The organism is Pedobacter sp. Bi126, from assembly GCF_918698245.1.
Classification (GTDB): domain Bacteria; phylum Bacteroidota; class Bacteroidia; order Sphingobacteriales; family Sphingobacteriaceae; genus Pedobacter.
Genome location: NZ_CAKKMS010000004.1, coordinates 444182 through 469329 on the forward strand (window position 1 = coordinate 444182; position 25148 = coordinate 469329).

Consider the following 25148-nt stretch of genomic DNA (forward strand, 5'->3'; position numbering starts at 1 on the left):
CATGAAAAAACTGATTATATACTTTTTGCTGTTCACTTTCTGTTTTACAGGTTGCAAGAAAATTATTCAAATTGAAACTGAAAATGCCGATCCTCAGCTCGTAATTGAAGGTATAATTAATGATCAATTGATCGATCAGCAGATTAAGATCAGCAAAACCATTGGTTATACCGAAGCGAATGTTTTTCCGAAAATTTCGGGAGCAAACGTAACGGTAACCGATAATAAGGGAAATACTTATGTTTTTAAAGAAGGTACAACACCAGGGACTTATATCAATAAAATGAAAGGCGTGCCGGGTGTTACCTATAATTTAACCGTTACTGCCGAAGGCCAAACTTACACCGCCAGCTCAAAAATGCCCAATGCGGTTAAAATGGATTCGATAGGGGTGATTAAAAACTTTTTCTTTGGTCGCGAACGCAAAACTGCTGCTGTATTTTTAAAAGACCCGATCAACGAAACCAATTTTTACCATTTTAACCTTTATGTAAATGATATTTTATCGGAACGTTTCTATGTAAATAACGATCGTTTAACAAATGGAAACGATTTAAGGATCCAGTTATTTTTTAAACCGCCTACTACCGACCACGACAGTGATGAGTTGAATTCGAACGATAAGATTAAAATAGAAATGGAGTGTATCGATTCGAATATTTTCGATTATTGGTATGCTTTAAGTCAGCAATCGAACCGGGGGCCAAATCAGGGTACTACACCAGCTAACCCGACTTCAAATATTTCTAATCATGCACTGGGCTATTTTAGTGCCAATACTTACCAGATGTTATCAGCAACTGTGAAATAGTACCCATAAATAAGTCAATTCGTATTATCCAAAACACCTTAGAATTTTTAGTGTTAAATAAAACATGAAAGTATTTATAAGTGGCAACATTGCTTCAGTTGGCATAAAAGAACTGGAAGAAAACAATATTTCGATTACCCAATGGAAAGAAAACCGACAGATTACAGCCGAAAAACTGATTGAAGCCTGTCAAGGTCAGGATGCCTTGATCAGTGTCGGGCCAAATAAGCTTAATGCCCAATTTTTAAAGGCCTGTAGTCATTTAAAGGTTATTGCCTTACATTCTGTAGGTTACGATCAGGTAGATATAGCTGCCGCCAAAAAATTAAATATTCCAATCGGAAATACGCCTGGTGTTTTGAGCGGCGCAACTGCCGATACCGCTTTTTTATTGATGCTTGCCGTATCGCGAAAGGCCTTTTTCTCGCACAAAAAAATCATTAAAGGCGAATGGAAAAACTATGAACCATCACCCGAACTAGGAATTGAGGTAAATGGCAAAACGCTCGGTGTTTTTGGCTTGGGGAAAATTGGATTAGAGATGGCCAAAAAATGCATGGCTGCCTATCAAATGGAGGTAATTTATCACAACAGATCGCGTAACGAAGAAGCTGAAAAAGAAATCGGAGCCAAATATGTTTCGTTTGAAGAACTTTTGGCACAAAGTGATGTATTATCTGTACATACAGCGCTAACGCCCGAAACTAAGGGTAAATTTACGCTTGATGTTTTTAAACAGATGAAACCCAAATCGATTTTTATTAATACCGCCAGAGGCGCTATTCACAATGAAAAAGATTTGATCCAGGTGCTGGAAGAAAAGATCATTTGGGGAGCAGGTTTAGATGTAACCAATCCGGAGCCAATGGATAAAGATAATCCTTTGCTATCGATGGAAAGTGTCGCTGTTTTGCCACATATCGGCTCAGCTACCGAAGAAACCCGTGCAGCCATGGCACAAATTATTGTTAAAAATGTTCTGGCTGGTTTAAAAGGAGAGCAACTGCCTTTTGAGGTATAAGAGGTGAAAATTTCTGTTGGGTTAATAGTTAATGGTTTATAGTCTGATGGCCATGATCCCTTAACTACGCAGGTATAACTGGTTGATAGTCTGTTAGCTATTGGCTATGAACTATCAACCATGGACCGTCTACATGAATCTATTTTACCATGTACTTAAATACCGATCTTCCTAAATTTCCGTTAGCATCTATACCTTCGATAATTACTTTATACTGGCCTTTACCATCTGCATTGTAATATTCGAAAGAAGTATTACCCGTAGCATCGGTTACCACCTTAGGATTCCAGTAAATGGTAGTTCTTAAATCATTGCGGTTCATGCTGGCAGGAACATCATATTTTGGTGAATAGAACTGTTTTTCTTTGTTGTAACCCTGTGGTGAGAAAGTAAGTTCGTAGTATTTGGGTAGCATATCCATCAGCTGTGCTTTAGATATTTTAGTGCCTTTAGGCGCTTTCTTTTGATTGAATACAATAACCCCATTTACATTGTTTGCGCGGTTTACCAAGCCTAATTCATCTCTTAAAAATACCTCAACCGATTCGATCTGATTGGCATCAAGCGTATTGATCTGGTTTACATCCACGTTCATTCCATTGATAAAGATACCCATCGGAATTTTTTTGCCCTGGTTATAATCTCTAGTTACATAGAAATTGTTATCTGCAAAAGTAACACCAGCCAACATGCCCTGTAAACAGTTAATCAGTAAACCACAGCCTTTTAATCGATCGCCACTCACTTCATGGTCGGCCATTTGGCTAAGTCCGCTTAATGCCGGGTAATCTTTATGGCTTACTTTAGGCACCACGGCTGCTTTAATGGTTACATCTTTTAAGGTATGTAAATAAGCATATTGTCTTTTGCTGTTATCCAGGTAACTGGTTAAAGCACTATCGATGTTAAGAACCTCTTCGGCTGCGCTAAAGTTTCTCGTTAAAGAAGGAACAGGTGCACCGTTTAAGCTTAACGTCATGTTTTTATAGTTTACATTATACTTGGCGGTAATGGTCACTTTAGAAGAATCGTTGAACATCAGGTTTTGAAATTTAAAATTTCCAACAGGATCTGTGGTGCTTTCTAAATTAAAACGTTTATCAGGTATGGTTAATAACAAAGCTCCCTTTCTAACTGGTATGCCATTGTTCTGCCTTAAAATACCCGAAATTTCGATGCCTTGTTCGGGTAAGAAATCAATTTTGGGTAATTTATTGGCGATGATATCGGTGTATTTGAAACTGCGGTAGCCCTGGGTAAGTAACAACACATCTAAATCTGCGTTTTTCTTCTCATCAGGTGCATTAAAGTAGTAATTTGCTTTTTCGATATAACCCTTAACATCGCTGCTTAATAACAGGCCTGTTAAAATAGTGCTGGTTGCATCCTCGCTTGATGGAACCTTCGACTCATCTACAACTGCTACCGAGAAGCTACCTTCTACAGGGGCGCCGTCTTTTTTAGCCGCCACATTTATCTTAACCTTTTTCTTGATTCCGTAAGTAGTTGCAGCACTGGTTAAAGTTACAGCCATGGTATTTTTATGCTGAACAAAAACCAAGCGTTCGCTTAATGGTTTACCAAATTCATTAAATAAGGTAAACTGTGCGATTCCATTCGGGAATTTGGATTTAAGTACGGTGGTATTGTACGTTTTGTTCGATAATGCTGTTTGCGCACCATAGCAGATAACACCTTTACTCTGCGCAATTAAATAAAGCTTTTTGCCTTGGTTTTGCTCAAAGAAAGCATCATTCGCTGCAATTTTTATGGCCACATTATCGGCGCTGCTGTTATCGATGTTTATGGCCACACCATTTGCAGCCACTGCAGGTAAATTATAATTTTGAGTAGTGCCATCAGCATAAGTAACTGCCGCTTTGTAGGTTTTGCCAGCTTCAGCCAATAAGTTGAAACTGCCCATTCCTAAATGCTGAGCGGTAAAAGTAGTAACAGTTTTGCCATCGTTATCTATTACCGTGCCTTTAGCGTTAATGCCCAAACCATCACTTTTAATGGCTTTAAAGGCTACCTTGTTGGTTAAGCCGGCAATTAAACTGCCACCTTCAGGAAAAAATTGAAAATCTTTGCTTACGATAGCGTTTTTAAGTTGAAAGCTACTGCTTGCCACATCTTTATCAGTTGTATTAATGCTGGTAATCAGTTCGCCTTTTTGTAGTTGATATTCTGCCTTTTGTGCATTGCTCATGGCTATTGTTAAAAAACCATTGGCATCTGTTGTGCCTCTTCCTTTGGCAATAACTGTATAACTGGTAACCACTTGCCAGCTTACATTTTTATTGGCATGAGGTTTATTATTGGCATCTTTAAATTGTACGCGTGCATCAATTTTTTCTAACTTATCAGTAGAGGTATTTTTATAAGTGATATGGGTTTTTACTTCCTTGTCAATGGCTTCCCCCACATAAAAAGTCTTGTTAAAATAAGCAGGATCTTCACTGTTTAGCATCCATAAAGTATAAGCCCTGATATGGTAGTTACCTTGTTTATAATTAATCTGATCTAAGGGAAAACTGCCATAAGCAAAACCACCGGTAATGGGTAGTTTTAAGGTTTGGATAAGTGAATCTTTCTGATTGATCACATCAACATAAATGATCTTACTAATTGCAGATAAGAAATTCTGGTTTTCGGTAACATAGGCTTTAAACCAAACCGTATCGGCAACAGCGTAATAGGGTTTATCGAAATGAAGATAAATTTTTTCTGCAGGATAATCGCTCAATACCTTATTTGTTTTAGTAATGATGCTGTTTATGCTAATGGTGTCGGTTTGTGCCGACGAAGAAAAACTTAGTGCTGATAGAAGTGACAGTATTATAAACGATAATCTAAAAATCTTCATGTATTGGATATTAAATGCTAAGCCCGTAAATATATCCAATTATAAATAGAGCACATAAAATGTGATGATGTTTAACATTTTTTTACAAAAGATTTAAGTTTATTGGTCATTGGCCTTTGGTTTACTGGTCATTGGTGCATTCCCTGCGTGCCGTCTTCCTGAACTTGTTTCAGGATCTAATGTAGGGGTTAAGTTAACCGGTTAATTGTTTAAATCGGTTAATCGACTCCAAACGCCAAACTCCCAGCGCCAAACTAACGCTCCTAAAACAAAAAAAGCCGCTAAATAGCGGCCTGTTTTAAATTATGATGTTGTTTGCCTGTTATTTAAACTCGATCAAAAATTCTTCTTTAGGTGAACGTACTTTTTTAAGATTTACCAACCAATCGCCAGCTTCATCCCTGTTTCCTAATGGCAGTAGGGTAACACTTTTTAAGCCTTTTTTATCTAAACCTAAAAGTTCATCTAAAGCAGGGCCATTAAAGCCTTCCATTGGTGTGGCATCTACTTTTAACAAAGCTGCTTCTGCAATGGCAATGCCGAAACCGATATAAGCCTGACGGGCAGCATGGTTAAAGTTTTCTTCAGCAGTTCTGGATAAAACCATACCTTTTAATTGCGCTTTGTATGCATCAGTTCCACTTTCTGGTAAGCCACGTTCAGCGTTCATTCTGCTAAAAACGGCATCAATACCTTCTTCAGTATAGTTCTCGTTGGCTGCGAAAATTAACAGGTGAGAAGAATCGATAACCTGCGATTGATTAAATGCAATTGGTGCGATTTTCTCTTTTAACTCCTGGTTGGTTACCACAATCACTTTAAATGGCTGTAAACCAGATGATGTTGGTGCCAGGTGTGCTGCAGCAATAATTTTATCAACCTTTTCTTGTTCAACAGGTTGACCGTTCATTTTCTTAACGGCATAACGCCAGTTTAGGGCATCTATTAAGCTCATATTTTTGAAGATTTTTTTTAAATTTTATGAAGCAAATATGGAGATAAGGAATAAACCTATTGTTGATGTATGGTAAGAAATTTTTTTGTTTGGTCTCGGTTGGCTGAAGCCAACGGCTAAGAAAAATCCCTCTTTACCGTTGGCTTCAGCCAACGGAATAAGAAGCGAAATAAAGAAACAGGATTATCCTATAGGTTGGTGTCTCACTGACCGAAATGGAATAAGGTCAGAATGACGAATGATGAAAGCACTATATTAAAATTAGAAAATGATTGGCTTGTGGTTCTTGGCGGTTTTCAGCCCTGCCATTCGCTATAGCTCCGATGAATCCCGATGTAAAATCGGGACGGATGCTGTCGCTGCTGTCAGGTTTAGGAACAAGGGTTTGTACACCATGCAACCGCAAAAATGAAATGCTGTTTTGGCCACCTAGCCCCGGTTGGAGCGTTACCCTGCAGCAACGAGGCACGAGGAAGCGAAGCGTAAAAGCGTAAAACGGGAAGAAACTTACTGATTTGTACTGGCCTTCCGCTCCAAATGAAAAACGTATAAGTTATAGTCGAAATAAATTTTTATTAACAGAAAAACTAAGGCACAAATCTAAGGTCACTGCGCACCGGAAAGTGATCGGATAACTTGGCCTGGGTAATTTTGTAATTTAACACCTCAAGTTCCTTAGAAGTGGCAATATAATCGATCTGAAAATTGGGGAACTTACCATTATAGGTTTTGCCAAAACCGTTACCCTTTTTAATAAAACTATTGTTTAGTCCAGAGGTAATTTGGGTAACTACATAAGAAGCCGGGGTATCGTTAAAATCGCCGGCAATAAGGTAAGGCGTTTTACAGGTTGCCATTTCCTTTTTCATAATATCAACCTGACCGCTCCGTTTCAAAAAGGCACTTTTCAGCATTCTTAAAATCCGTTTCGATGGCTGCAGTTCGGTATTCATTTCTTTTACCTTATCTAAGTATTCGTAATCCTGTTTTTCGAAAGAAATAGATTGAAAGTGCACATTATAAACCCTTAAGGTTTTTCCTTTGATGTTTAAATCGGTATAAATACTCATGTTGCCAGGGAAACCTTCAACAAAAGGGATTTTACCAGAATCCTTAATCGGGAATTTAGAAAATATGGCTAAGCCAGTAGCTTCGTAATCGTTTTTATTGGTGGGTACAAAGTAGTAATATTTTGTATTTAGTAGTGCCTTCAAGCTATCAACCGTATCAAAAGCGCCTTTGTAACGGGTAAAAAATTCCTGGAAACAGATGATATCAGGATTTTGATCTTTCACTACCTGAAGCATTTTTTCTTTTACCGATTCGGTATTGTCTTCGCCGTATAGTTTAAAGCTGTGTACATTGTAGGTCATCATCCGGATGCTATTGTCTGCTTTTTCAGTGCCACCTTCATCGCCACCAATGGCAAAGGTTGCTTTTAAAGTTTTAGCACCCAATGCAATAACCAGAACGGTGGCAATTGCAAAAATCCATTTTTTGCTTAAAAACCACCACACCAAAAAGATAATATTAGCGAATAGGACAAAGGGGTAGGCGAGACCGAAAAAAGCAATAATGGCATGTTTTCTTGGATCCATATTTCCGGCAAGAACCCCCAATAGCAATGCAATTGCCAATACAACGGCAATGGGCAAAAGGAGTTTATCCACTAAACTATACTTCTTTTTTTTTGTGGCCATTAATCTTTACTTGCCTTAAATAGTTTTTCTTTTTCTACTGCTGTTAATTTATCGTATCCTGAGGTTGATATTTTATCTAAAATGGCGTCTATTTCCTGTTGGGAAACGCCGCCTTTAAATTCGGGTTTTTTAACCGGTTTTTCATTCCGGACTACCTTTAATTTCGGTTTGCGTTCGAACAGCTTGCTCCAATCCCTTCCGCTCTGCAAACTTTTAATAAAAGTGAAACCTAAAAGTGCGCCACCAATGTGCGCTAAACTTCCGCCAGCATTTACTGAACCGATGGCAATAAAATCGAGTACAAAATATACAATGGCAATCCATTTAATTTTAACCTCGCCAAAGAAAAGTAACGTGATGGTATAATTCGGTACCAGCGTTGCAGCAGCGAAAATAATGGCCATTACCGCTGCAGATGCCCCTACAATGGTTACTCCTGCTAATCCGCCAGCATAAACTGGAAATATATTTAATATGGCTATGGCAAATAAGCCACCAAATAAACCACCGGCAAGATAAACGAAATGAAATTGCCTGCTTTTTAGAAAATTCATGAATATGTTGCCGAACCAAAATAAGCCGAGCATATTGAATAGGATATGAAGAATCCCATCATGAAAAAACATGTAAGTAAATATGGTGTAAAAGCGTTCAGGCAATTTGGAAATACTGGCTGGTAAGCCAATATATTCTCTAAGCCATAAATCAAAATCGATAGGGATACGGCCTAAAAAAACAACTACACCAATGATAGCGGTAATCAAAAACAGCATTACATTAATCCCAATGTAAAAGAACAATGGGTTGCCCGATTGAAAAACCTTGTATTTTAAATCTTTGAAAGTATTATTCATAGAGTGTATAAAATGTATCGTTTTTGTCTTTCCATATTTTAACAAGTATAAAGCCGATTAAGGCACCTCCAAGGTGAGCATAATGGGCTATAGAATCACCTTCAAACTGGGCAACACCCAAAGATAACTCTACTAAAATATAAATTGGTATAATATATTTTGCCTTCACCGGAACAGGAATAAACATGATTAGCAATTCGGCATTTGGATAAAGCATACCAAAGGCAACCAATAAACCAAAAATAGCACCAGAAGCACCTACCATACCGCCCCCGTATATTCCCTTTATAGTAGTCATTTGAGCTTGGCTTGTTACGTGTTGCGGCCAGTTATCAAATAATGTTATCTGACCAATAATCTGCTGAACCTCAAAGGCCTGTACTGCCCACTGTAAAAATAATGCACCTAAGCCTGTTATAAAATAGAATGTGATAAATTTCTTTGCCCCCCATCTTGATTCAAGAATGCTTCCAAAAGAGTACAATGCAAACATGTTAAAAAAGATGTGCGCAATACCACCATGCATAAACATATAGGTAATAGGCTGCCAATATCTAAAATACGGTGAGTCGAAATAATATACTGCTAGCCGATCATCAAGGTGGAGTGTTGTTAGTAGGTAACTCGCTACAAAAAATAAGACGTTAATAATCAGTAGGTTTTTTACTACTGGCGGGATATATATGTTATTCATTTAATTTTAAAAAGGGTTAACTGGTTAATCGGTTAACTGTTTTGTATTTCTCTTTGGCTTCAAGTTTTGCTACGCACTTCAATCTTCTGACTTCCGATCCCTGATCCCCGACTTTTTCTCTTTAGTCTTTTAGCTTTGGTCTTTAGTCTATTTCTCAAACTTCTTATCCAGCTCTGCCAAAGTAATGGTTTGGATAATCGGTTTGCCACTCACGCTAAAGTTAGGTGTTTTACACGCAAAAAGCTCATCAATCAAAGTATTCATTTCCTCCTGACCAAGACTTGTTCCGGCTTTTATAGCGCTGTTTTTTGCTAAACTTCTGGCCAGGCTATCGCGTTTGCTTAATTTTAGTTCCTGCTGTGAGTTTTTAAAACCCTCAATCAACTGTTCAAATAGCTGCGTTTCGTTAATATTACTGCTGCCCAGGTCAACCGGAACGCCTTCTACTACCAACGTATTTTTTCCAAATTCCCGTACATCGAAGCCTAAACTTTTTATATCATCCAGTAAACTTTTGGCCAGTTCGAAATCATTGGCATTTAGTGTAATGGTTTGAGGAAATAAACTCTGCTGCGATGCACCTTTGCGGTCATCCAGATGTACGAGAAAACGCTCGTAAAGGATTCGCTCATGTGCCATTTGTTGATCGATCACCATCAATCCCGACTTAATCTGCGAAACAATATAACGGTTGTGCAATTGCATGTACTGCTTTTGCTTGGTTTCTAAAACTGTTTCATCAGCATAAATAGAAGTTTGTTCTACAATTGGCTGTTCTGTTATTTCGTAAAGCGAACCCCAGTTTTTAGCACTCGGTTTGGCTTCATAATTTCTTGGTGATGAAGCGTAACCCGATGTAGAACTGCTATCGATGGCAAACGGATTAAAATCAGGATTGAAATTAATGCTTGGTGGAACAATATCTTCAACCGCTTTATGGGTAATCATATTGCTAAAACCTGTTTCCTGATCAAAATCTAAAGTCGGCGAAATGTTATAACGGCCAATCGAACGTTTTACCGCCGATTTCATGATCGCATAAATGGATTTTTCATCCAGATACTTAATTTCTGTTTTGGTGGGATGAACGTTTACATCAATTTTTGATGGATCGATCTCTATAAACAGTACATACAGCGGATAACTGTCGTCCGGTAATAAATCTTCGAAAGCAGAACTTACCGCGTGGTTTAAATACGGATCTTTAATGAAACGGTTATTCACAAAAAAGAACTGTTCGCCCCTGGTTTTCTTTGCGAAAGCAGGTTTACCGATATAGCCTTTTAGGTTGATGATGGTTGTTTCTTCTTCAACAGGAACAAGGCGTTCGTTATAGTTATTGCCAAAAAGGTGAACGATGCGTTGTTTTAAATTGCCTTTTGGCAGGTTAAAAATCTCGGTGCCATCATGGTGCAGACTAAAAAAAACAGCGGGGTGCGCCAATGCTACACGTTGAAATTCATCCAGAATATGGCGCATTTCTACCGGATTACTTTTAAGGAAATTCCTTCTGGCAGGTGTATTAAAAAATAAGTTTTTAATCGAAATCTGTGTCCCTGGTGAGGTAGCAACGGGTTCCTGATTGGTTACCTGTGCACCTTCTATAGAGATACAGGTGCCGATTTCATCTTCATGCCTGCGGGTTTTCATTTCAACCTGCGAAATTGCTGCAATAGAGGCCATCGCTTCGCCACGGAAACCCATGGTACGTATGGCAAATAAATCTTCGGCTTTTTTTACCTTCGAAGTGGCATGGCGTTCGAAACACATTCTGGCATCGGTAACGCTCATCCCACAGCCGTTATCTATAATCTGAATCAATGCCTTACCGGCATCTTTTACTACCAGTTGAATTTTATCTGCACCCGCATCTATCGAATTTTCGAGCAATTCTTTTACCGCAGAAGCAGGTCGTTGAACAACTTCTCCGGCGGCAATCTGATTGGCAACAGCATCAGGCAATAAGTGAATAATATCAGTCATGTATTAAGGCAAAGTGAATTTGCTAAATTATGCAAAATAAGCTTAAAGAACCCGATTTGTTTAAAACTCAACATGTAAATGACTGTTGGTAAAGAGGAATAATTGCTTCTACTGGTTTTATTTACACCAGTGGTCATCCTGAGCGGAGTCGAAGGATATGGCTGGAAAGAATTAATTCTTTATGCTTAAATTTTTTGTTTTTTTGAAAAGCAGGTTCCTGTGTCAATCGGTTCCGGTAGTCCCGCTGTCCGCTGTATCTTTTTGGCTGCCCTTCGACTACGCTACCATTGACGTTATTTCATAAACAACTATTAATCAAAATTTTAGCCGTTGTCGCATTTCCGTCCAGCTAGGCCATAGCACGGTATCCCCGTTCTACTTAAATCCGGCCTAACAAATTTTTCGGGCTCCGCCGACCCAGCCTACCCACTAGCTTTGAAAGAAAAATTTTCAGCCGGTGTTTTTTGTTTCTTTTTGACAGCAAAAAGAAAGAGCCCCATCGGCGGCGGCGAGCCGAGGCAAGGATGAGCCTCTGGGCAAAAAAAGATATGCGTCATTCATATTGATTTTTATACAATAAATTATCCCTCAGGGTGACCGCCAAAAAGTATACCGCTTCCATCTGGTTTATTTTACAACGGGCTGTCATTCTGAACACAGTGAAGAATCTTTTGCCGTTAAAATACAGCCACTGAAATAAGCAGTAAAATTCAACAAGTGTGTTGATGGTTACAGATGCTTCGTGCCTCAGCATGACAATCGTCCTTTCTGTAAAACCGAATTTACAAAGGCAATGATTTCAATTTTCTATCTTTATCGATATGAAATCCATTCTATACAGCCTTTCTCTAGCTATACTTTTGACTTCTTGTGCCAGGAAAGAAGAAGCTGATGTAATTGTTTATAATGCTAAGGTTTATACCGTAAACAACAAGTTCGAAACAGTTGAGGCCTTCGCAGTGAAGAATGGTAAGATTCTGGAGCTTGGCAAAAGTGATGATATCAAATCAAAATACGCTGGCAAAGAAGAGATTAATGCCGATGGGAAAGCTGTTTATCCTGGCTTTATAGATGCTCATGCCCATTTTTATGGCTACGGACAAAGTTTGCAAACGGCCGATTTAAGAGAAACAAAATCGTGGGATGAAGTGCTTAAGCGCTTAACCGACTTTGCCAAAACACATCCCGATGGTTGGTTAATTGGCAATGGCTGGGACCAAAATGATTGGGACAATAAAGCTTTCCCTACTAATGAAAAGTTAACCGCACTTTTTCCTGGTCGCCCGGTATTTTTAAAGCGTATCGATGGTCATGCGGCTATCGCCAATCAAAAAGCTTTAGATGATGCAGGCATTAAAGGCGGGCAGCAATTGGTTGGGGGCGATATGCTTACCCAAAACGGAAAGTTAACCGGTGTTTTAATCGATAATGCCGTCGCTTTAGTAGAGCGTAAAATCCCATCACCAGATGCTAAACTGGCTGAAAAAATATTTATCGATGCACAGAAAAACTGTTTCGCGGCAGGCTTAACCACCATTGATGATTGTGGCTTAAGTTACCTGGCTGTCGAATTTATCGAAAAACTGCAGAAAGAACATAAACTGAAAATGAGGCTTTATGTAATGCTTTCTGATGAGCCTGATAATTATAAATATCTTTTTAGTCGCGGGCCGATCAAAACCGATCGGTTAAATGTCCGGGCTTTTAAGGTTTATGCTGATGGTGCCTTGGGATCGCGTGGGGCCTGCCTGTTGCATCCATATAGCGATATGCCAAATAAAACGGGTTTTCTATTGAGCGATCAAAAACACTTTGAAGAAGTGGCCAAACAGATCGCAGCCAATCATTTCCAGATGTGTACCCACGCCATTGGCGATTCGGCCAATCGGGTAATCCTGAATATTTACAATAAAATTTTAAAAGGCAAAAACGATCAGCGCTGGCGCATTGAACATGCACAAGCGGTAAATGCCAACGATTTCGATCTGTTCGGAAAGGCCAGCATTATTCCATCCGTTCAGCCTACCCATGCCACTTCCGATATGTACTGGGCCGGACAGCGTTTAGGTACCGAAAGGTTAAAAAGTGCCTATGCTTACAAACAATTGTTAAAACAAAACGGTTGGATTCCTTTGGGTACCGATTTTCCGGTCGAAAACATTAATCCATTATTAACGTTTTATGCAGCAACAGTGAGAGAAGATGCAAAAGGTTTTCCGAAAGGGGGCTTCCAAATGGAGAATGCCTTAACACCTGAAGAAGCTTTACGCGGAATGACCATCTGGGCAGCAAAAGCCAATTTTGAAGAACACGAAAAGGGTAGTTTGGAGAAAGGTAAATTGGCCGATTTTGTTATACTCGATCACGATATTTTAAAATCAACACCACAAAACATATTAAAAACCAAAGTTTTAAAAACCTACCTGAACGGAGAAAAAGTATATGAAGCGAAATAGATTGTGTATCCTGGTTGTAGCATTTTGCTGCAATATTTTATGTTTAATCGCCTGCGCACAGGAGCATACAGCGAATGAGAAAAAACTGGCTATTGCCAATGCGATAGCTAATACAACCGTATTGTTAAACAATCAGGATGGTGTTATTCCTTTAAAATCGTTGGAGAAAAAGAATATTGCTTCGGTTAGCCTGAGCTTTGCTTATAGTGCCGTTTTCGATAGTTTGGCAAATAAATATGATAAAATTACTTCATTTTCTGCCGATTCTTATAAAGACAGCGTGAATTTGAACGATTTAGAAGATGACCTTAAATATTTTAATACCATTTTAATTTCTATTGATGATCAAAATGTAAGCAAAGCCAAATACATTAACTTCATTAACAGTATCAGTAAAAATAAACAGGTAATTATTTCTTTTTTTGGTAACGGACCTGGTTTAAAATCATTCGATCTGTTAAAATCGCCGATTGTATGGACCGGTCAAAACAATATTGATGCCGCTGCTATTGTACCACAGTATATTTTTGGTGGCATTGCCGCTTCAAATAAGTTAACTACTGCTTATTCCGCACGTTATACCATGGGTTCTGGTTTTACTACAACGGCCACGCGCTTAAAGTACACCGTTCCCGAAGATGCAGGTTTAAATTCGAACAACTTAAAAGAAATTGATGCCATTGCTGCTGAGGCCATAGCGCAGAAAGCAACGCCAGGATTGGTGGTTTTGGTGGCTAAAGATGGCAAAGTGATCTTTAACAAAGCCTACGGAACGCATACTTATGATACCAATGTGCCCGATAAGGTAACCGATATTTTCGATCTGGCCTCAGTAACCAAGGTAACTGCAACCACACCTGCCGTAATGCGTTTGTTTGAAGAAGGAAAACTAAAATTAGATACCAATATTGGTGCTTATATCCCAAAGGCACGTACTACGCCGATGAACAACATTCAGGTGCGTGAAGTGATGTTGCATCAGGCAGGTTTCATTCCCTATATCCCTTTTCACGATTATGTGAAAACCGGCGATTACAGCAGGGATTCTTCAGCAGCCTATCCGACGAAAGTGGCCGATAATTATTACATTAAAAAAGGCTTTTTTAAAGATTTTATGTGGCCGAAAATGTTAAACTCGCCAATAAAAACTCGTGGCAAGTATGTATACAGCGATATCAGCATGTATGTAATGAAAGATATTGTGGAGCATATTAGCGAAGAACCTTTAAATCAATATACCTACGAAAACTTTTACAAACCATTAGGTATGCAAACAGCGGGTTTCTTGCCACGCAACCGTTTTAAACCAGAGCAGATTATTCCAACCGAAATGGACAGCTATTTCAGGAAAACCCTTTTAGTTGGCTACGTTCACGATCAGGGTGCGGCTTTAGCTGGCGGTGTTTCTGGTCACGCAGGTTTGTTTGCCAGCGCCAACGATCTGGCCATTATTTATCAGATGCTTTTAAACCGTGGTACTTATGGGGGAGTAGAATATTTCAAGAATTCGACAGTAGATATGTTTACTTCCAAACAATCGAATGTTAGCCGAAGAGGGCTAGGTTTCGATCGCTGGGATCCAGATAGTACTAAACATTACCCGTCTGAACTGGCTTCGCCGCAAACTTATGGTCATACCGGTTATACCGGAACCTGTGTTTGGGTAGATCCATCCCGAGGTTTGGTGTATGTGTTTTTGTCTAACCGTGTGAACCCTACCGTTACGGATAAACTATCCAATCTGAAGATTAGAGGAAGAATTCAGGATGTGGTAAATAAAGCCATAGACGAATCGAAGAAGTAAATCTTGGTCTACATCATTCAGCGTTGTCAACTTTCTAGCTAAATGGTTATTAAGTTGGCAACTCGTTTAATACTAGTTTTTTGGATTATAATAGGCATCAAAAAGCTTATTCCGGAATTTACAATTAGGATCGTACTTCCTTTTTAATTTAAAAAATGTTTCAGCATTTGGATAAGCTTTTGAAAACTGTGATTGAGTAGCCTGTATTTGATAAGGCAGATAGTAAGCACCCTTTTCAGAAAGCGACGCATCAATCAAGGCCCTTGTCCATTGGGTTACTTTTGCCTTTTCTACATCAGATACTTCCTGTTTGTAATAAATTACGAAAGCAAAAACTTCTTCCTTAGCCCAGGCGAGATACGATCCCGCATCTTTGTTTGCATGCCGGATTGAAATGTTGATCACATTCACATCGTTGTTTTTTAATACTTTAATCATTTTTGGATAAAAGGAATCAAAATGATCTACTGGTATAAAATATTCTTGTAAAACATAGGTTGCTTTTTTTCTCGAATTTGGTTCGAGCTCTTGTACATCATAGGTCGCTTCATAATTTCTCCATTCAACAACTTTACCTGTATAATGTATCGGATCTACAATGTGTTGCCTTAGCCATTTTCCAAAATCAGAACCAGCAACTACCTTCATGGCAAATTTTTTCAATCCATAATTTACATCGTTCGGTTTTAAACGCTCGGTTATGGTTAATTTATTTTCGGTTCTTGCATAAGTAACCGCTCTAACTTTCTTGTAACGGTTTGGGTATATATCTGCGTTATGAAATACGAACTGGGGTTTATTTCGAACGTTAGAAAAGAAGAACTTTTTGTAGGCGGCAATATCCATCAGGGTATCTTTTCGCGCTATTTTATAATTGTCTGTTAGCGATAAGGTTACTTCGGTAATTACACCAATTCCGCCGTAGCCGCCAATAGCGGTATAAAAAACTTCACTGTTAACCGTTGGGCTCGCGGTGATGAAACTTCCGTCGGCTAAAACAATCTTAAAACTTTTAACTGATAAAATAATTGGCCCTTGCCCAACATAACGACCATGCACGTTAACACTAAGTGAACCGCCAACCGTAAAATTCGCATAAGTCTGCATAATTTTAACAGATAAATCATATCGGTCAATAAACTGGATCAGCTCGCACCACCTTATACCGGCTTGAACGGTGACTTCCTTCCGTTCTTTTGAGAAACTTAAAATCCTGTTAAACTTTCTCATGTCAATTTGAAAAGCATTTTCTGTAGCCGTTTGTCCACCTTGACTAAATCGGGCTCCACCTATCGAGATTGGTCCATTGTGGGTTTTAACTGCCTTAGTAATTTCAGCAGAAGTTTGTGGCGTAATTATTTTGGCAACCTTTATGGGGTTGAGTTGCGTAACATCGTTTACGACGTTCTTTTGTATAATCGGCTTATCATGCTGGCACGCAAAAAGTAAAGTGGTGAGGACTAGAAAAATTCTGAGAGGGAAGCGTTTCATAGTTGATTAGATGTTTGGGTTTACATAATGATATAAAGGCTTAGTGTTATCAGCTAATGGTTTGTTAGAGTGTTAATAGTTCATAAGCTAATGATCTAGAATCAGCTTATAAATTACCGTTTTAAGTTCTTCGCTATCACGATCCTCACACAATAAAAAAGTTGTCCTATGCTCGTTTTGGCTAAGTAAAGTAATGCCTTCAAATTTATGTTTGTCAGAAATTTTATGGCTGAAGGTTAGCTTCAAAGTCTGTAGGTTAATACTGCCGATAAAACTGCCCAGAATTTCGCCATCGGCATAAGTCGATTTGGTATCTTCCGCAGTAGCAATGAAAAATATTTCATTTTTCACCAATACAGCATCGGTAAAAGAGGATTCAACATGATCGATATTTGGAAGCTTAAAAGGATTGAACTTAGCTTGTTTAGTTTTAGTTAAATCTACTTCCTGGATTTTGAATATGCCATTCTTTGCATCGATCCCATTGCCGCGGTTAAAAAGTAGCCACTCATTGCCTGTAAAGGTTGCGCCTTCTAGGTTAAAGTTCTGATCGTCTATTTTGGCAATAGCTTTAAGTTTGGTGTAGGTATTAGTCAGGTCTTTCTGAATAACTTTTTGAGTTTCCAGATCGAATTCGATCATCAGGTTTCTTTTGGGGGTAGAGCCCGAACCTAACATGTAGAGCTTATTGTTGTTATGACAAAGGATTTCGAAATCGGGTTTTAAGGATTTAGGTATATTTTCTAACTGATCAAGTATTTTGTCAAATAAAATCTGAATTTTACGGAGTTTTTTGGTTTTGATGTTATATTCGTTCAAGTAGCCGCTGTTGTCGCCAATGATATACAGTAAATCCTCGTGAAGGAATAGACCCGAAGCAGAACCGATACCATCAATCTTGGCAAAAACTTCTAAAGTTGTTAAATGCATGTTTGAAAATAACAAAAAAGCACCGGTTTTGGCCGATGCTTTTATTTTTGTTTACGATTCGCTAGGGACTCATGACTGAGGACTCACGACTCCGAACTACTTCTTTAATCCAATTTCTCTTAATCTTTCATCCAAATATTCACCAGCTGTCATATCGCTATAGGCTTTAGGATGTTCAGCATCAATGGTTGATGGCAAGCTTGTTAAATCCATGTCGCTGCGTGGATGTAAGAAAAAAGGAACAGAGAAACGAGAGGTTTTCATCAGTTCACGAGGTGGGTTTACCACTCTATGTGTAGTCGATTTTAATTTATTGTTGGTTAAACGCTGTAACATATCGCCAACGTTCACTACGATATCAGTGTGATGTGCTTTAATTGGCAACCATTCATTGCTGCGGGTTAACACTTCAAGGCCATCGGCACTTGCGCCAATTAATAAGGTAATCAAGTTAATGTCTTCATGCGCACCTGCACGCACCGCATCATCAGGAATGGTTTCAGGATTTTCGATCGGGAAGTAGTGGATACCCCTCAAAATAGAATTTCCGTTATGAACATGTTTGTCGAAATAGTCGATCGGCAATTCCAGGTAAGTAGCAATTGCACGTAATAAATGTGTCCCGTTTTCTTCCAGTTTTTTGTAAATATCGCCTGTTACTTTGTTAAATTCTGGTAATTCTTCTAAAACTTCATTATCAGGATATTCATTTTTAACCGGATCACCATCAGTTACTTCTTGGCCAATCTGCCAGAATTCTTTCAAATCTGGGGTTTTGGCCCCTTTAGCAGTTTCTTTGCCTGCACTGGTGTAACCACGTTGACCAGCTAATTCTGGTTTCTCGTATTTCCTTTTGGTTTCAACTGGAAGCGAAAAAGCAGCTTTAATATTTTCATAAAGCTTATCAATTAATTCCTGGCTTAAACCATGGTTGGTAATGGTAACAAAACCCGAATCGTTAAAAGCCCTGCCCAATTCATCAGAAAACTTTTTACGGTCTTCTGCAGAACCATTGATGTAAGAGCCTAAATCCAAACAAGGAATATACGGTGTAGACATAATTTTATATTTAATGTTTTACGAATTTAAAAAGAATTGTTAATAAGTGCGTTTCGGTTGTGTATTAAGTGTTTAATAAATTAATATACAGTTTTTTAAGTTATTAACAAAATTGTAGAAGCAATGTAATAGTCGATTGTCACACTAAATCCATTATAATTAAAACGCAAACTACAGCTTATTTAATTTCGTATAATTAACTAGAAAATAACTTGATGAACTGTAAGGTAAATTGGTTATTTGCGACTAATAAAATAAAACACACACAATGAAAAAAATAATTTTAATTCTTCTATCGGTATTGGCCTTAAATCAGGCAAATGCACAAGGAAAAAAGACAGAGAAAGCCACATTCGGAATGGGCTGTTTTTGGTGTACTGAAGCCATTTTTCAACGTTTAAAGGGTGTGGTATCGGTTAAATCTGGTTATGAAGGTGGTACTTTAACGAATCCAACTTACGAAGAAGTATGTACCGGTGCTACCGGGCATGCCGAAGTTTTAGAGATTACCTATAACCCGATGGTGATTTCTTACGATGATTTATTGGAAGTTTTTTGGAAAAGCCACGATCCTACAACATTAAACCGTCAGGGCGCCGATAGTGGTACGCAATATCGCTCCGTAGTTTTTTATCATTCAGCCGAACAAAAAGCTTTGGCAGAAAAATATAAGGCAGAGCTGAATAAAACAAATGCTTATGGCAAAAAAGTGGTAACGGCAATCGAAGCAGCCAAGCCATTTTATGTTGCAGAAAATTATCACCAGAATTATTTCAACAAAAATGGAAGTGAGCCCTATTGTAGATTAGTGATCCAGCCAAAAATAGATAAACTGGAGAAAATATTTAAAGCGAAGCTTAAAAATTAATAAGCGCGCTTGACTAGCCCTGCAATAAAACATTGCAGGGCTTTTTGTTATCTTAGAAATTTAAACTTCTGTTTATGGTAAAAAGAATAGTGCTTAATATTGATACCCAAAAAATTGCTGATGCAGCCAGTTTTTATAAAGATATTTTGGGACTTGATCTACTAATGGATCATGGTTGGATTGCAACTTATGGTGCGGTAGGACAAAAAATGGATGTACAGATCAGTTTTGCCTCCGAAGGCGGATCAGGTACCCCAACACCAGATCTATCCATCGAAGTTGAAAATGTTGATGAAATATTGGAAAAGGTGAAAGCCGCCGGATTTCCGGTCGAATACGGCCCTGCTGATGAACCATGGGGCGTTAGGCGGTTTTACACCAGAGATCCTTTTGGTAAATTGGTTAATATTTTAAGCCATTATTGAGAGCTAATTTTTGACAAAACACTAGAGTTACGATGACAGGTTTAGGTGGGCGTCATTTCGAGCAGAGTGCAACGCAGTCGAGAACCCGAAGGCTCAGGGAAGCTAAATCTGTCGAGATAGATCTCTCCATTCCGCTACGCTTCAGTCGAGATGACGAATCGTCTTTTAGTTCAAAAAACCTTTAGCTTTTTCGAGTAGTTCGCTGCCTTTTTTGCCAATCTCTTTTTTTCCTTTTTCTATAGTTGAAGGCTGAGTATACTCACTCACCGAATTGGAAAGTGCTTTAAACTTACCTATGCCAGCAAATACTTCTTCGGTATAAGGAACACCCTGCTGTTTCATCAGTTTTTCCCAGTCTATTTTTGAGAGCACAGCAATCATGTATTTAGTGGCAATTTGACCGATAAATGCTTTGTCGTACACACCAGTTAGTGCCTTATCTGATTTACGGTCTTTTACATATATCATAGTTTGTAGTAGTGCTTCGTGTTCGTTCTTAGAAAATAATGGGCTTTTGCTCAGCTTTTCCAATGCTGGAAGTGACTGCTCTGGTTTTTCTTTTTTTAAATTCAGATAAACGGTTATTCCCCAAACCAGTTCGTTTTGGATGCCGAGTTTGTTCATGTCGTTTAAAAAAGCCTCAAAATCTTCAAGCGATCTTTCCTCATCAATTTTTCGCTCCATTCTCATTCGGTCAAAACCTCTAAAAAGATAGTTCATGCTATGGAAAGCCAAATGTGTCTGCTCATCGTTTAAACGGCTCCAGCCAAAAAATGATTTGGTATATGGCAGTGGGATTTTCTCGTTTTTATCCAGCCATTTAATATTTCTCGAAAGGCCATCTTCAGATAGATAAAATAGGTTGTTGCTAAAAAATAAGAAACCGCGCACAAATTCTAAAAGTGTTTTAATTTCGCAATCATCCAGCAGTTCAGGTTGAGTTTTAGCACATTCATATAACGCAAAAGGTTGTCCTAAATCTCTGGTGGCCAGTACAGCCATGCTTAAAATGGCATGTTCTATATTTTGATAGTAAGCCTTGTTTGTATCTTTAAAAAATGGCTGTGGCGTTTTTACGCCCGTTTTCATCGCGATGAAGCCTGCAGTTAGCAATGGAAAAACATCTTCATCGGTTTCTTTTACAAATTGTTTAACCGATCGATATTCTTTATACACCCTTAAGGCATCTATTACAGAAATGTTTTCATTGTTGTGTGTATTTACTTTGTTCAGCGTCCTGACAACACTTTGTGCCTGTTTGCTGAATTTCTGATACTCGGGCTGGGTCGTATCTTGAACGGCAGTTGAACGGACCGCTATTTTAGCAAATTTATAAAATATGATTTTATCGTAATTAATGTTTTCAGCCAGTTTCTTTTTATCAAGTTCGAGTAAAAGCTGATCGGTTTTTTCGCCAGAACAGGCAGCTAAAAATAGGATAACGCAAAATAAAATTAAATTCTTCATGAGGGCAGGTTTAAACAAATAGATGTGTAAAACTAACACTTTAGGAAGGAATAAAAATGAAAAACACAGATTCTTATAAAATTAGCGTTTAAGGATATTTCTTAATTATTGAAATTTAAATTTTTTAGCGCGTTTAAAGGTAAAATGATAAATTTTTAAAAGAAACAGATAGCATGTTTAGCAAATTAATAATAGGTTCCTGCTGTAAGTTTAATGTTCCGTTTGCTTTGTTATTGACCAAACTATTTTTTGGATTAAAATTTGATTAGAACTTGTCAAAAACAGAAGGGTATTTCTAATTTTTTAGCAATTTTTTAAGATTTAATGCCCTAAAATTCGTGGGATGTTTAAAATCATTCTAAATTTGTAACTCCTTTAAGCTAAGATGACAAAAAAGAAAAAGACAGTTGGTAAAACTGACGCTGATGTAATTTTAATAGGGGCTGGCATCATGAGTGCAACCCTGGGTGTTTTGTTAAAACAATTAGAACCCAATTTAAGCATAGAAATTTACGAACGTTTAGATATTGCGGCGGCAGAAAGCTCTGATGCCTGGAATAATGCTGGAACGGGACACTCTGCTTTTTGCGAACTAAACTATACACCCGAAAAGAAGGATGGTACGGTTGAAATAAAAAAGGCTGTTCAGATTGCTGAGCATTTTGAAGTTTCCAAGCAATTTTGGTCATATTTAGTGAACAAGGGATTGGTTTCTGACCCTTGTAATTTTATCCGCAATATTCCTCACATGAGTTTTGTTTGGGGGAAAAAGAATGTAGAATATCTTAAAAAACGCTACGACGCATTAACCCAATGTGATCTGTTTAGCGATATGCAATATACCGAGGATACTGAGCTTGTAAGAAACTGGGCACCCTTAATTATGGATGGCCGTAAAAAGAGCGAAAAAGTTGCAGCAACAAAAATGGATCTGGGAACCGACGTTAATTTTGGAACCTTAACCCGTGATATGTTTAACAACTTAAAGGAACAAAGTAATGTTAATCTGCATTTCAATCACGAAATCCGTGACTTGAAAAAGAATAAAGACGGCAATTGGATTGTAAAAGTTAAAGATTTAGAAACCGGTGATAAACGTAAACGAGTAGCTAAATTTGTATTTATCGGTGCCGGTGGTGGTTCTTTACCATTATTGGAAAAATCAGATATTCCTGAAGGAAAAGGTTTTGGCGGTTTCCCTGTAAGTGGGCAATGGCTAAAATGTACCAATGAAGAAATTATTAAAAAACACCATGCAAAGGTATATGGTAAGGCTGCGGTTGGTGCACCACCAATGTCGGTTCCACATTTAGATACCAGAATGATTAATGGCAAACAAGCATTGTTATTTGGTCCTTATGCTGGTTTTTCGACCAAATTTCTTAAAAATGGTTCGTTCCTGGATTTACCAAAATCAATTAAATTTAATAACATCCGCCCAATGCTTTCTGCCGGATTGCACAACCTCGATTTAACAAAATATTTAATTGAGCAGGTTAGGCAGTCGCCAGAAGACAGACTGGAAGCGTTGAAAGAATATTTGCCAACTGCCGAACTTAAAGATTGGGAACTGGAATATGCTGGACAGCGTGTTCAGGTGATTAAAAAAGACGAAAAACAAGGCGGTATTTTAGAGTTTGGTACCGAGGTGGTAAGTGCTGCTGATGGTTCTATTGCGGCTTTGTTGGGCGCTTCTCCTGGTGCATCAACAGCTGTTTCTATCATGCTCGATCTATTAAACCGTTGCTTTGCAGAAGATTTAGCTACCGACGAATGGCAGGCGAAAATCAGAGAAATGATCCCAACCTATGGAAAAGCCTTAGCTCAGGACCCAGAACTTTGCAAAGAAACCAGAATAAGAACATCGAAAGTATTGAAAATAGAAAATACTGTAGTTGCTTAGTTAAACAGCGATATAATTTTATACAAGGTCCCGATGTAAATCGGGACTTTTTTTGTTTGAGGTATTTCCATGGTCTGTGTCCGCACAGAATATAATGGGGTAGGTAATTGATCATTTGTATCACCAAACGTTCCTACGGAACGAACACAAATAACAAAATGTTATTTGCTACCCACGATGCGTCCCGCTGGGACGCCTAATACGTTATATTAGCTATCGATATCATCCATATTTACCAGAGGGATGGGGTTCATGAATAACATTGAGTAACAGTTTTCTTTCGTTCCGTTAGGAACGTTTAATAGGTAACATATAGGGAAGAGGATTTTTTTCGTTCCATAGGAACGTTTGGTGTGTTTTGCACTGCTCCTTAATTATAAACCTGATGGGAACGGCAGCTCCCGATTTGGGCACTATTCTTTTGTTTTTTACGGTGTGCTTGCTTGTTCGCAGGTTTCATCGGGACTACAGTGTACAGCAGGACTACAATAACCGATAGCAAACCGGACCTTGCTTTTCAAAAAATTATGACATATATTCTTACCACGCAAAAGAGGGTATCCAATTGCTTGAATACCCTCTTTTGTGAAAAATACTTTATGGTTAAGCCGCAATTACTTCTGCAACTTCATCTGCAGAAATATCGCTATGCGACGCTTCCAATACACAATCGCCATCTTTAATCAATAAAATCTGTGGTGATTGGTGCGCTACCTGAAAGATTTCTGCAATCTGGTTGGAAATATCGCGGTAGCTAATTAAATCTAAAAAGTAAAGTTTTGTATCTGCAGGAATGATGTCCCAATCAAATTCGAAGTTTTTTTTAGCCATTAAACTGATCGAGCAACGCGTGCTGTGTTTAAAAATAAGGCTAAAGCCGCTTGCATTCTTGATCTCGTCAAGCTGTCCTATTGAAGTTAAGTTAACCCAAGTCATGATATTATACGTATTGTTTTACAGGACAACAATTACAGTTAAATAAAGTTCTGTAAATGACCTGAATATGAGATTACAAATGATGTGGATTAATTCCTTCTGCGTTTTCCTTCAGGATAAGATCCATAAGCAGGACAAAGCTTAGAAGAACAAGATTCTAAAATGGTAATGGTGCAAAACACCGCCAATAATAAAATGGCTACTTTTTTCATCTGCATAAGTTTGTTTCAATGGTAATGAAGCGATCATGAACCAGTCATGATGGTTTCATCGGGATCTGTTAATTTTTAAACTTCTAAGTTACAAATAATTATTAAAACGCAAGTCTAAATTTGAGCCGAAAAATCAGCCATTTTAATCGCTGTAATTGCAGCCTCATCTCCTTTGTTGCCATGTTTGCCACCAGCACGATCTTGTGCCTGCTCTAAGTTATTGGTCGTTAAAACACCAAAAATAACTGGTTTACTGTATTTAATGCCAACATTGGTTACACCTTGTGCTACTGCATCGCAAATAAAATCGAAATGTTTGGTATCCCCCTGAATCACGCACCCTAAACAGATTACAGCATCTATATCGCTTCTTTTGCTCAATAGAATTTCTGCGCCACCTGTTAATTCGAAACTTCCCGGTACCGGTAAAGAAATTATATTTTCTTCGGCAACACCATTGGCTAATAACGTTTTTAAAGCACCATTGTACAAAGCACCGGTAATTTCGGCATTCCATTCGGCTACAATAATTCCGAATTTATAGTTTGCTCCACTGGGAACGGTGGTGTGAGAGAAATCAGATAGATTTTTTAATTGTGTTGACATGGGGCAAAGATAATGTTATGCTGCGAATGTTAAAAACCTTAATGTTTGTTACTTGTAACATTTAGTTCAGTTATGGTTAGATTAGTATAATAATCACATAAAATTTT

At 38.3% G+C, this 25148-nt stretch carries 20 protein-coding genes; 7 read left to right on the forward strand and 13 right to left on the reverse strand.

The genetic code is table 11. The features are described 5' to 3' along the window. The first annotated feature begins 1 nt into the window (after nt 1). Entirely contained in the window at nt 2-811 is an 810-nt protein-coding gene (locus tag LQ201_RS16715; RefSeq protein ID WP_230144575.1) for a DUF4249 domain-containing protein, read from the forward strand. A 64-nt stretch (nt 812-875) separates the two neighbouring features. Beyond that, on the forward strand, nt 876-1832 hold the full coding sequence (locus LQ201_RS16720; RefSeq protein ID WP_230144576.1) for a D-glycerate dehydrogenase: 957 nt from the start codon (nt 876-878) through the stop codon (nt 1830-1832). Nucleotides 1833-1971: 139 nt separating this feature from the next. Here the strand turns inward: LQ201_RS16720 and LQ201_RS16725 are convergent, their stop codons facing one another. The 6 genes from LQ201_RS16725 to mutL form a co-directional block, all read right to left on the reverse strand. Then, entirely contained in the window at nt 1972-4698 is a 2727-nt protein-coding gene (locus tag LQ201_RS16725; RefSeq protein ID WP_230144577.1) for a carboxypeptidase regulatory-like domain-containing protein, read from the reverse strand. Nucleotides 4699-5020: 322 nt separating this feature from the next. Next, nucleotides 5021-5653, reverse strand: a complete 633-nt coding sequence (locus LQ201_RS16730) for a nitroreductase family protein (RefSeq protein ID WP_230144578.1) — start codon at nt 5651-5653, stop codon at nt 5021-5023. Nucleotides 5654-6240: 587 nt separating this feature from the next. Beyond that, complete coding sequence (locus LQ201_RS16735; RefSeq protein WP_230144579.1) at nt 6241-7353, reverse strand: endonuclease/exonuclease/phosphatase family protein; 1113 nt, start codon at nt 7351-7353, stop codon at nt 6241-6243. Then, nucleotides 7353-8207, reverse strand: a complete 855-nt coding sequence (locus LQ201_RS16740; protein WP_230144580.1) for a rhomboid family intramembrane serine protease — start codon at nt 8205-8207, stop codon at nt 7353-7355. Before LQ201_RS16740 ends, LQ201_RS16735 begins: the two co-directional genes overlap by 1 nt. Next, nucleotides 8200-8901 carry a rhomboid family intramembrane serine protease gene (locus LQ201_RS16745; RefSeq protein WP_230144581.1) on the reverse strand — a complete coding sequence of 234 codons (702 nt, stop codon included), beginning with the start codon at nt 8899-8901 and terminating at the stop codon, nt 8200-8202. The genes LQ201_RS16740 and LQ201_RS16745 overlap by 8 nt, the downstream gene beginning before the upstream one ends. Nucleotides 8902-9048: 147 nt before the next feature. Beyond that, nucleotides 9049-10884, reverse strand: a complete 1836-nt coding sequence (gene mutL / locus LQ201_RS16750; RefSeq protein WP_029279969.1) for a DNA mismatch repair endonuclease MutL — start codon at nt 10882-10884, stop codon at nt 9049-9051. An 821-nt stretch (nt 10885-11705) separates the two neighbouring features. Here mutL and LQ201_RS16755 point away from each other — a divergent pair. Then, nucleotides 11706-13340, forward strand: coding sequence for an amidohydrolase (locus LQ201_RS16755; protein WP_230144582.1), 1635 nt, complete (start codon nt 11706-11708; stop codon nt 13338-13340). Further along, entirely contained in the window at nt 13327-15144 is a 1818-nt protein-coding gene (locus LQ201_RS16760) for a serine hydrolase (RefSeq protein ID WP_230144583.1), read from the forward strand. The genes LQ201_RS16755 and LQ201_RS16760 overlap by 14 nt, the downstream gene beginning before the upstream one ends. 72 nt (nt 15145-15216) lie before the next feature. Here LQ201_RS16760 and LQ201_RS16765 read toward each other — a convergent pair whose 3' ends face one another. From LQ201_RS16765 to LQ201_RS16775, 3 genes are all read right to left on the reverse strand, one after another. Next, the gene (locus tag LQ201_RS16765) at nt 15217-16635 is read right to left on the reverse strand and encodes an FAD-dependent oxidoreductase (RefSeq protein WP_230144584.1); all 1419 of its coding nucleotides are present in this window, start codon (nt 16633-16635) and stop codon (nt 15217-15219) included. 87 nt (nt 16636-16722) lie between these two features. After that, nucleotides 16723-17565, reverse strand: coding sequence for a hypothetical protein (locus LQ201_RS16770; protein WP_230144585.1), 843 nt, complete (start codon nt 17563-17565; stop codon nt 16723-16725). 96 nt (nt 17566-17661) lie between these two features. Further along, the gene (locus LQ201_RS16775) at nt 17662-18624 is read right to left on the reverse strand and encodes an isopenicillin N synthase family oxygenase (RefSeq protein ID WP_230144586.1); all 963 of its coding nucleotides are present in this window, start codon (nt 18622-18624) and stop codon (nt 17662-17664) included. A 268-nt stretch (nt 18625-18892) separates the two neighbouring features. Between LQ201_RS16775 and msrA the strand changes: the two genes are divergently transcribed. Further along, nucleotides 18893-19492, forward strand: coding sequence for a peptide-methionine (S)-S-oxide reductase MsrA (msrA, locus tag LQ201_RS16780; RefSeq protein ID WP_230144587.1), 600 nt, complete (start codon nt 18893-18895; stop codon nt 19490-19492). A gap of 74 nt (nt 19493-19566) precedes the next feature. After that, entirely contained in the window at nt 19567-19917 is a 351-nt protein-coding gene (locus tag LQ201_RS16785; RefSeq protein WP_230144588.1) for a VOC family protein, read from the forward strand. Nucleotides 19918-20082: 165 nt separating this feature from the next. Here LQ201_RS16785 and LQ201_RS16790 read toward each other — a convergent pair whose 3' ends face one another. Then, a complete protein-coding gene (locus LQ201_RS16790; RefSeq protein ID WP_230144589.1) occupies nt 20083-21384 on the reverse strand; it encodes a hypothetical protein in 1302 nt (433 codons plus the stop codon). A 385-nt stretch (nt 21385-21769) separates the two neighbouring features. Here LQ201_RS16790 and LQ201_RS16795 point away from each other — a divergent pair, with 385 nt between their 5' ends. Continuing rightward, a complete protein-coding gene (locus tag LQ201_RS16795) occupies nt 21770-23287 on the forward strand; it encodes a malate:quinone oxidoreductase (protein WP_230144590.1) in 1518 nt (505 codons plus the stop codon). 603 nt (nt 23288-23890) lie between these two features. Here the strand turns inward: LQ201_RS16795 and ytxJ are convergent. From ytxJ to ribH, 3 genes are all read right to left on the reverse strand, one after another. Continuing rightward, a complete protein-coding gene (ytxJ, locus tag LQ201_RS16800; RefSeq protein ID WP_230144591.1) occupies nt 23891-24223 on the reverse strand; it encodes a bacillithiol system redox-active protein YtxJ in 333 nt (110 codons plus the stop codon). 89 nt (nt 24224-24312) lie between these two features. Next, nucleotides 24313-24435: a hypothetical protein gene (locus tag LQ201_RS25670; RefSeq protein ID WP_255420130.1), complete on the reverse strand. Its 123-nt coding sequence runs from the start codon at nt 24433-24435 to the stop codon at nt 24313-24315. A 114-nt stretch (nt 24436-24549) separates the two neighbouring features. After that, nucleotides 24550-25041, reverse strand: coding sequence for a 6,7-dimethyl-8-ribityllumazine synthase (gene ribH, locus LQ201_RS16805; protein WP_025145257.1), 492 nt, complete (start codon nt 25039-25041; stop codon nt 24550-24552). Between the last annotated feature and the right edge of the window lie 107 nt (nt 25042-25148).

Coding starts and splice junctions, on each gene's coding strand:
- LQ201_RS16715 (WP_230144575.1), top strand. CDS start 2: ATGAAAAAACTGATTATATACTTTTTGCTGTTCACTTTCTGTTTTACA.
- LQ201_RS16720 (WP_230144576.1), top strand. CDS start 876: ATGAAAGTATTTATAAGTGGCAACATTGCTTCAGTTGGCATAAAAGAA.
- LQ201_RS16725 (WP_230144577.1), bottom strand. CDS start 4,698: ATGAAGATTTTTAGATTATCGTTTATAATACTGTCACTTCTATCAGCA.
- LQ201_RS16730 (WP_230144578.1), bottom strand. CDS start 5,653: ATGAGCTTAATAGATGCCCTAAACTGGCGTTATGCCGTTAAGAAAATG.
- LQ201_RS16735 (WP_230144579.1), bottom strand. CDS start 7,353: ATGGCCACAAAAAAAAAGAAGTATAGTTTAGTGGATAAACTCCTTTTG.
- LQ201_RS16740 (WP_230144580.1), bottom strand. CDS start 8,207: ATGAATAATACTTTCAAAGATTTAAAATACAAGGTTTTTCAATCGGGC.
- LQ201_RS16745 (WP_230144581.1), bottom strand. CDS start 8,901: ATGAATAACATATATATCCCGCCAGTAGTAAAAAACCTACTGATTATT.
- mutL (WP_029279969.1), bottom strand. CDS start 10,884: ATGACTGATATTATTCACTTATTGCCTGATGCTGTTGCCAATCAGATT.
- LQ201_RS16755 (WP_230144582.1), top strand. CDS start 11,706: ATGAAATCCATTCTATACAGCCTTTCTCTAGCTATACTTTTGACTTCT.
- LQ201_RS16760 (WP_230144583.1), top strand. CDS start 13,327: ATGAAGCGAAATAGATTGTGTATCCTGGTTGTAGCATTTTGCTGCAAT.
- LQ201_RS16765 (WP_230144584.1), bottom strand. CDS start 16,635: ATGAAACGCTTCCCTCTCAGAATTTTTCTAGTCCTCACCACTTTACTT.
- LQ201_RS16770 (WP_230144585.1), bottom strand. CDS start 17,565: ATGCATTTAACAACTTTAGAAGTTTTTGCCAAGATTGATGGTATCGGT.
- LQ201_RS16775 (WP_230144586.1), bottom strand. CDS start 18,624: ATGTCTACACCGTATATTCCTTGTTTGGATTTAGGCTCTTACATCAAT.
- msrA (WP_230144587.1), top strand. CDS start 18,893: ATGAAAAAAATAATTTTAATTCTTCTATCGGTATTGGCCTTAAATCAG.
- LQ201_RS16785 (WP_230144588.1), top strand. CDS start 19,567: ATGGTAAAAAGAATAGTGCTTAATATTGATACCCAAAAAATTGCTGAT.
- LQ201_RS16790 (WP_230144589.1), bottom strand. CDS start 21,384: ATGAAGAATTTAATTTTATTTTGCGTTATCCTATTTTTAGCTGCCTGT.
- LQ201_RS16795 (WP_230144590.1), top strand. CDS start 21,770: ATGACAAAAAAGAAAAAGACAGTTGGTAAAACTGACGCTGATGTAATT.
- ytxJ (WP_230144591.1), bottom strand. CDS start 24,223: ATGACTTGGGTTAACTTAACTTCAATAGGACAGCTTGACGAGATCAAG.
- LQ201_RS25670 (WP_255420130.1), bottom strand. CDS start 24,435: ATGAAAAAAGTAGCCATTTTATTATTGGCGGTGTTTTGCACCATTACC.
- ribH (WP_025145257.1), bottom strand. CDS start 25,041: ATGTCAACACAATTAAAAAATCTATCTGATTTCTCTCACACCACCGTT.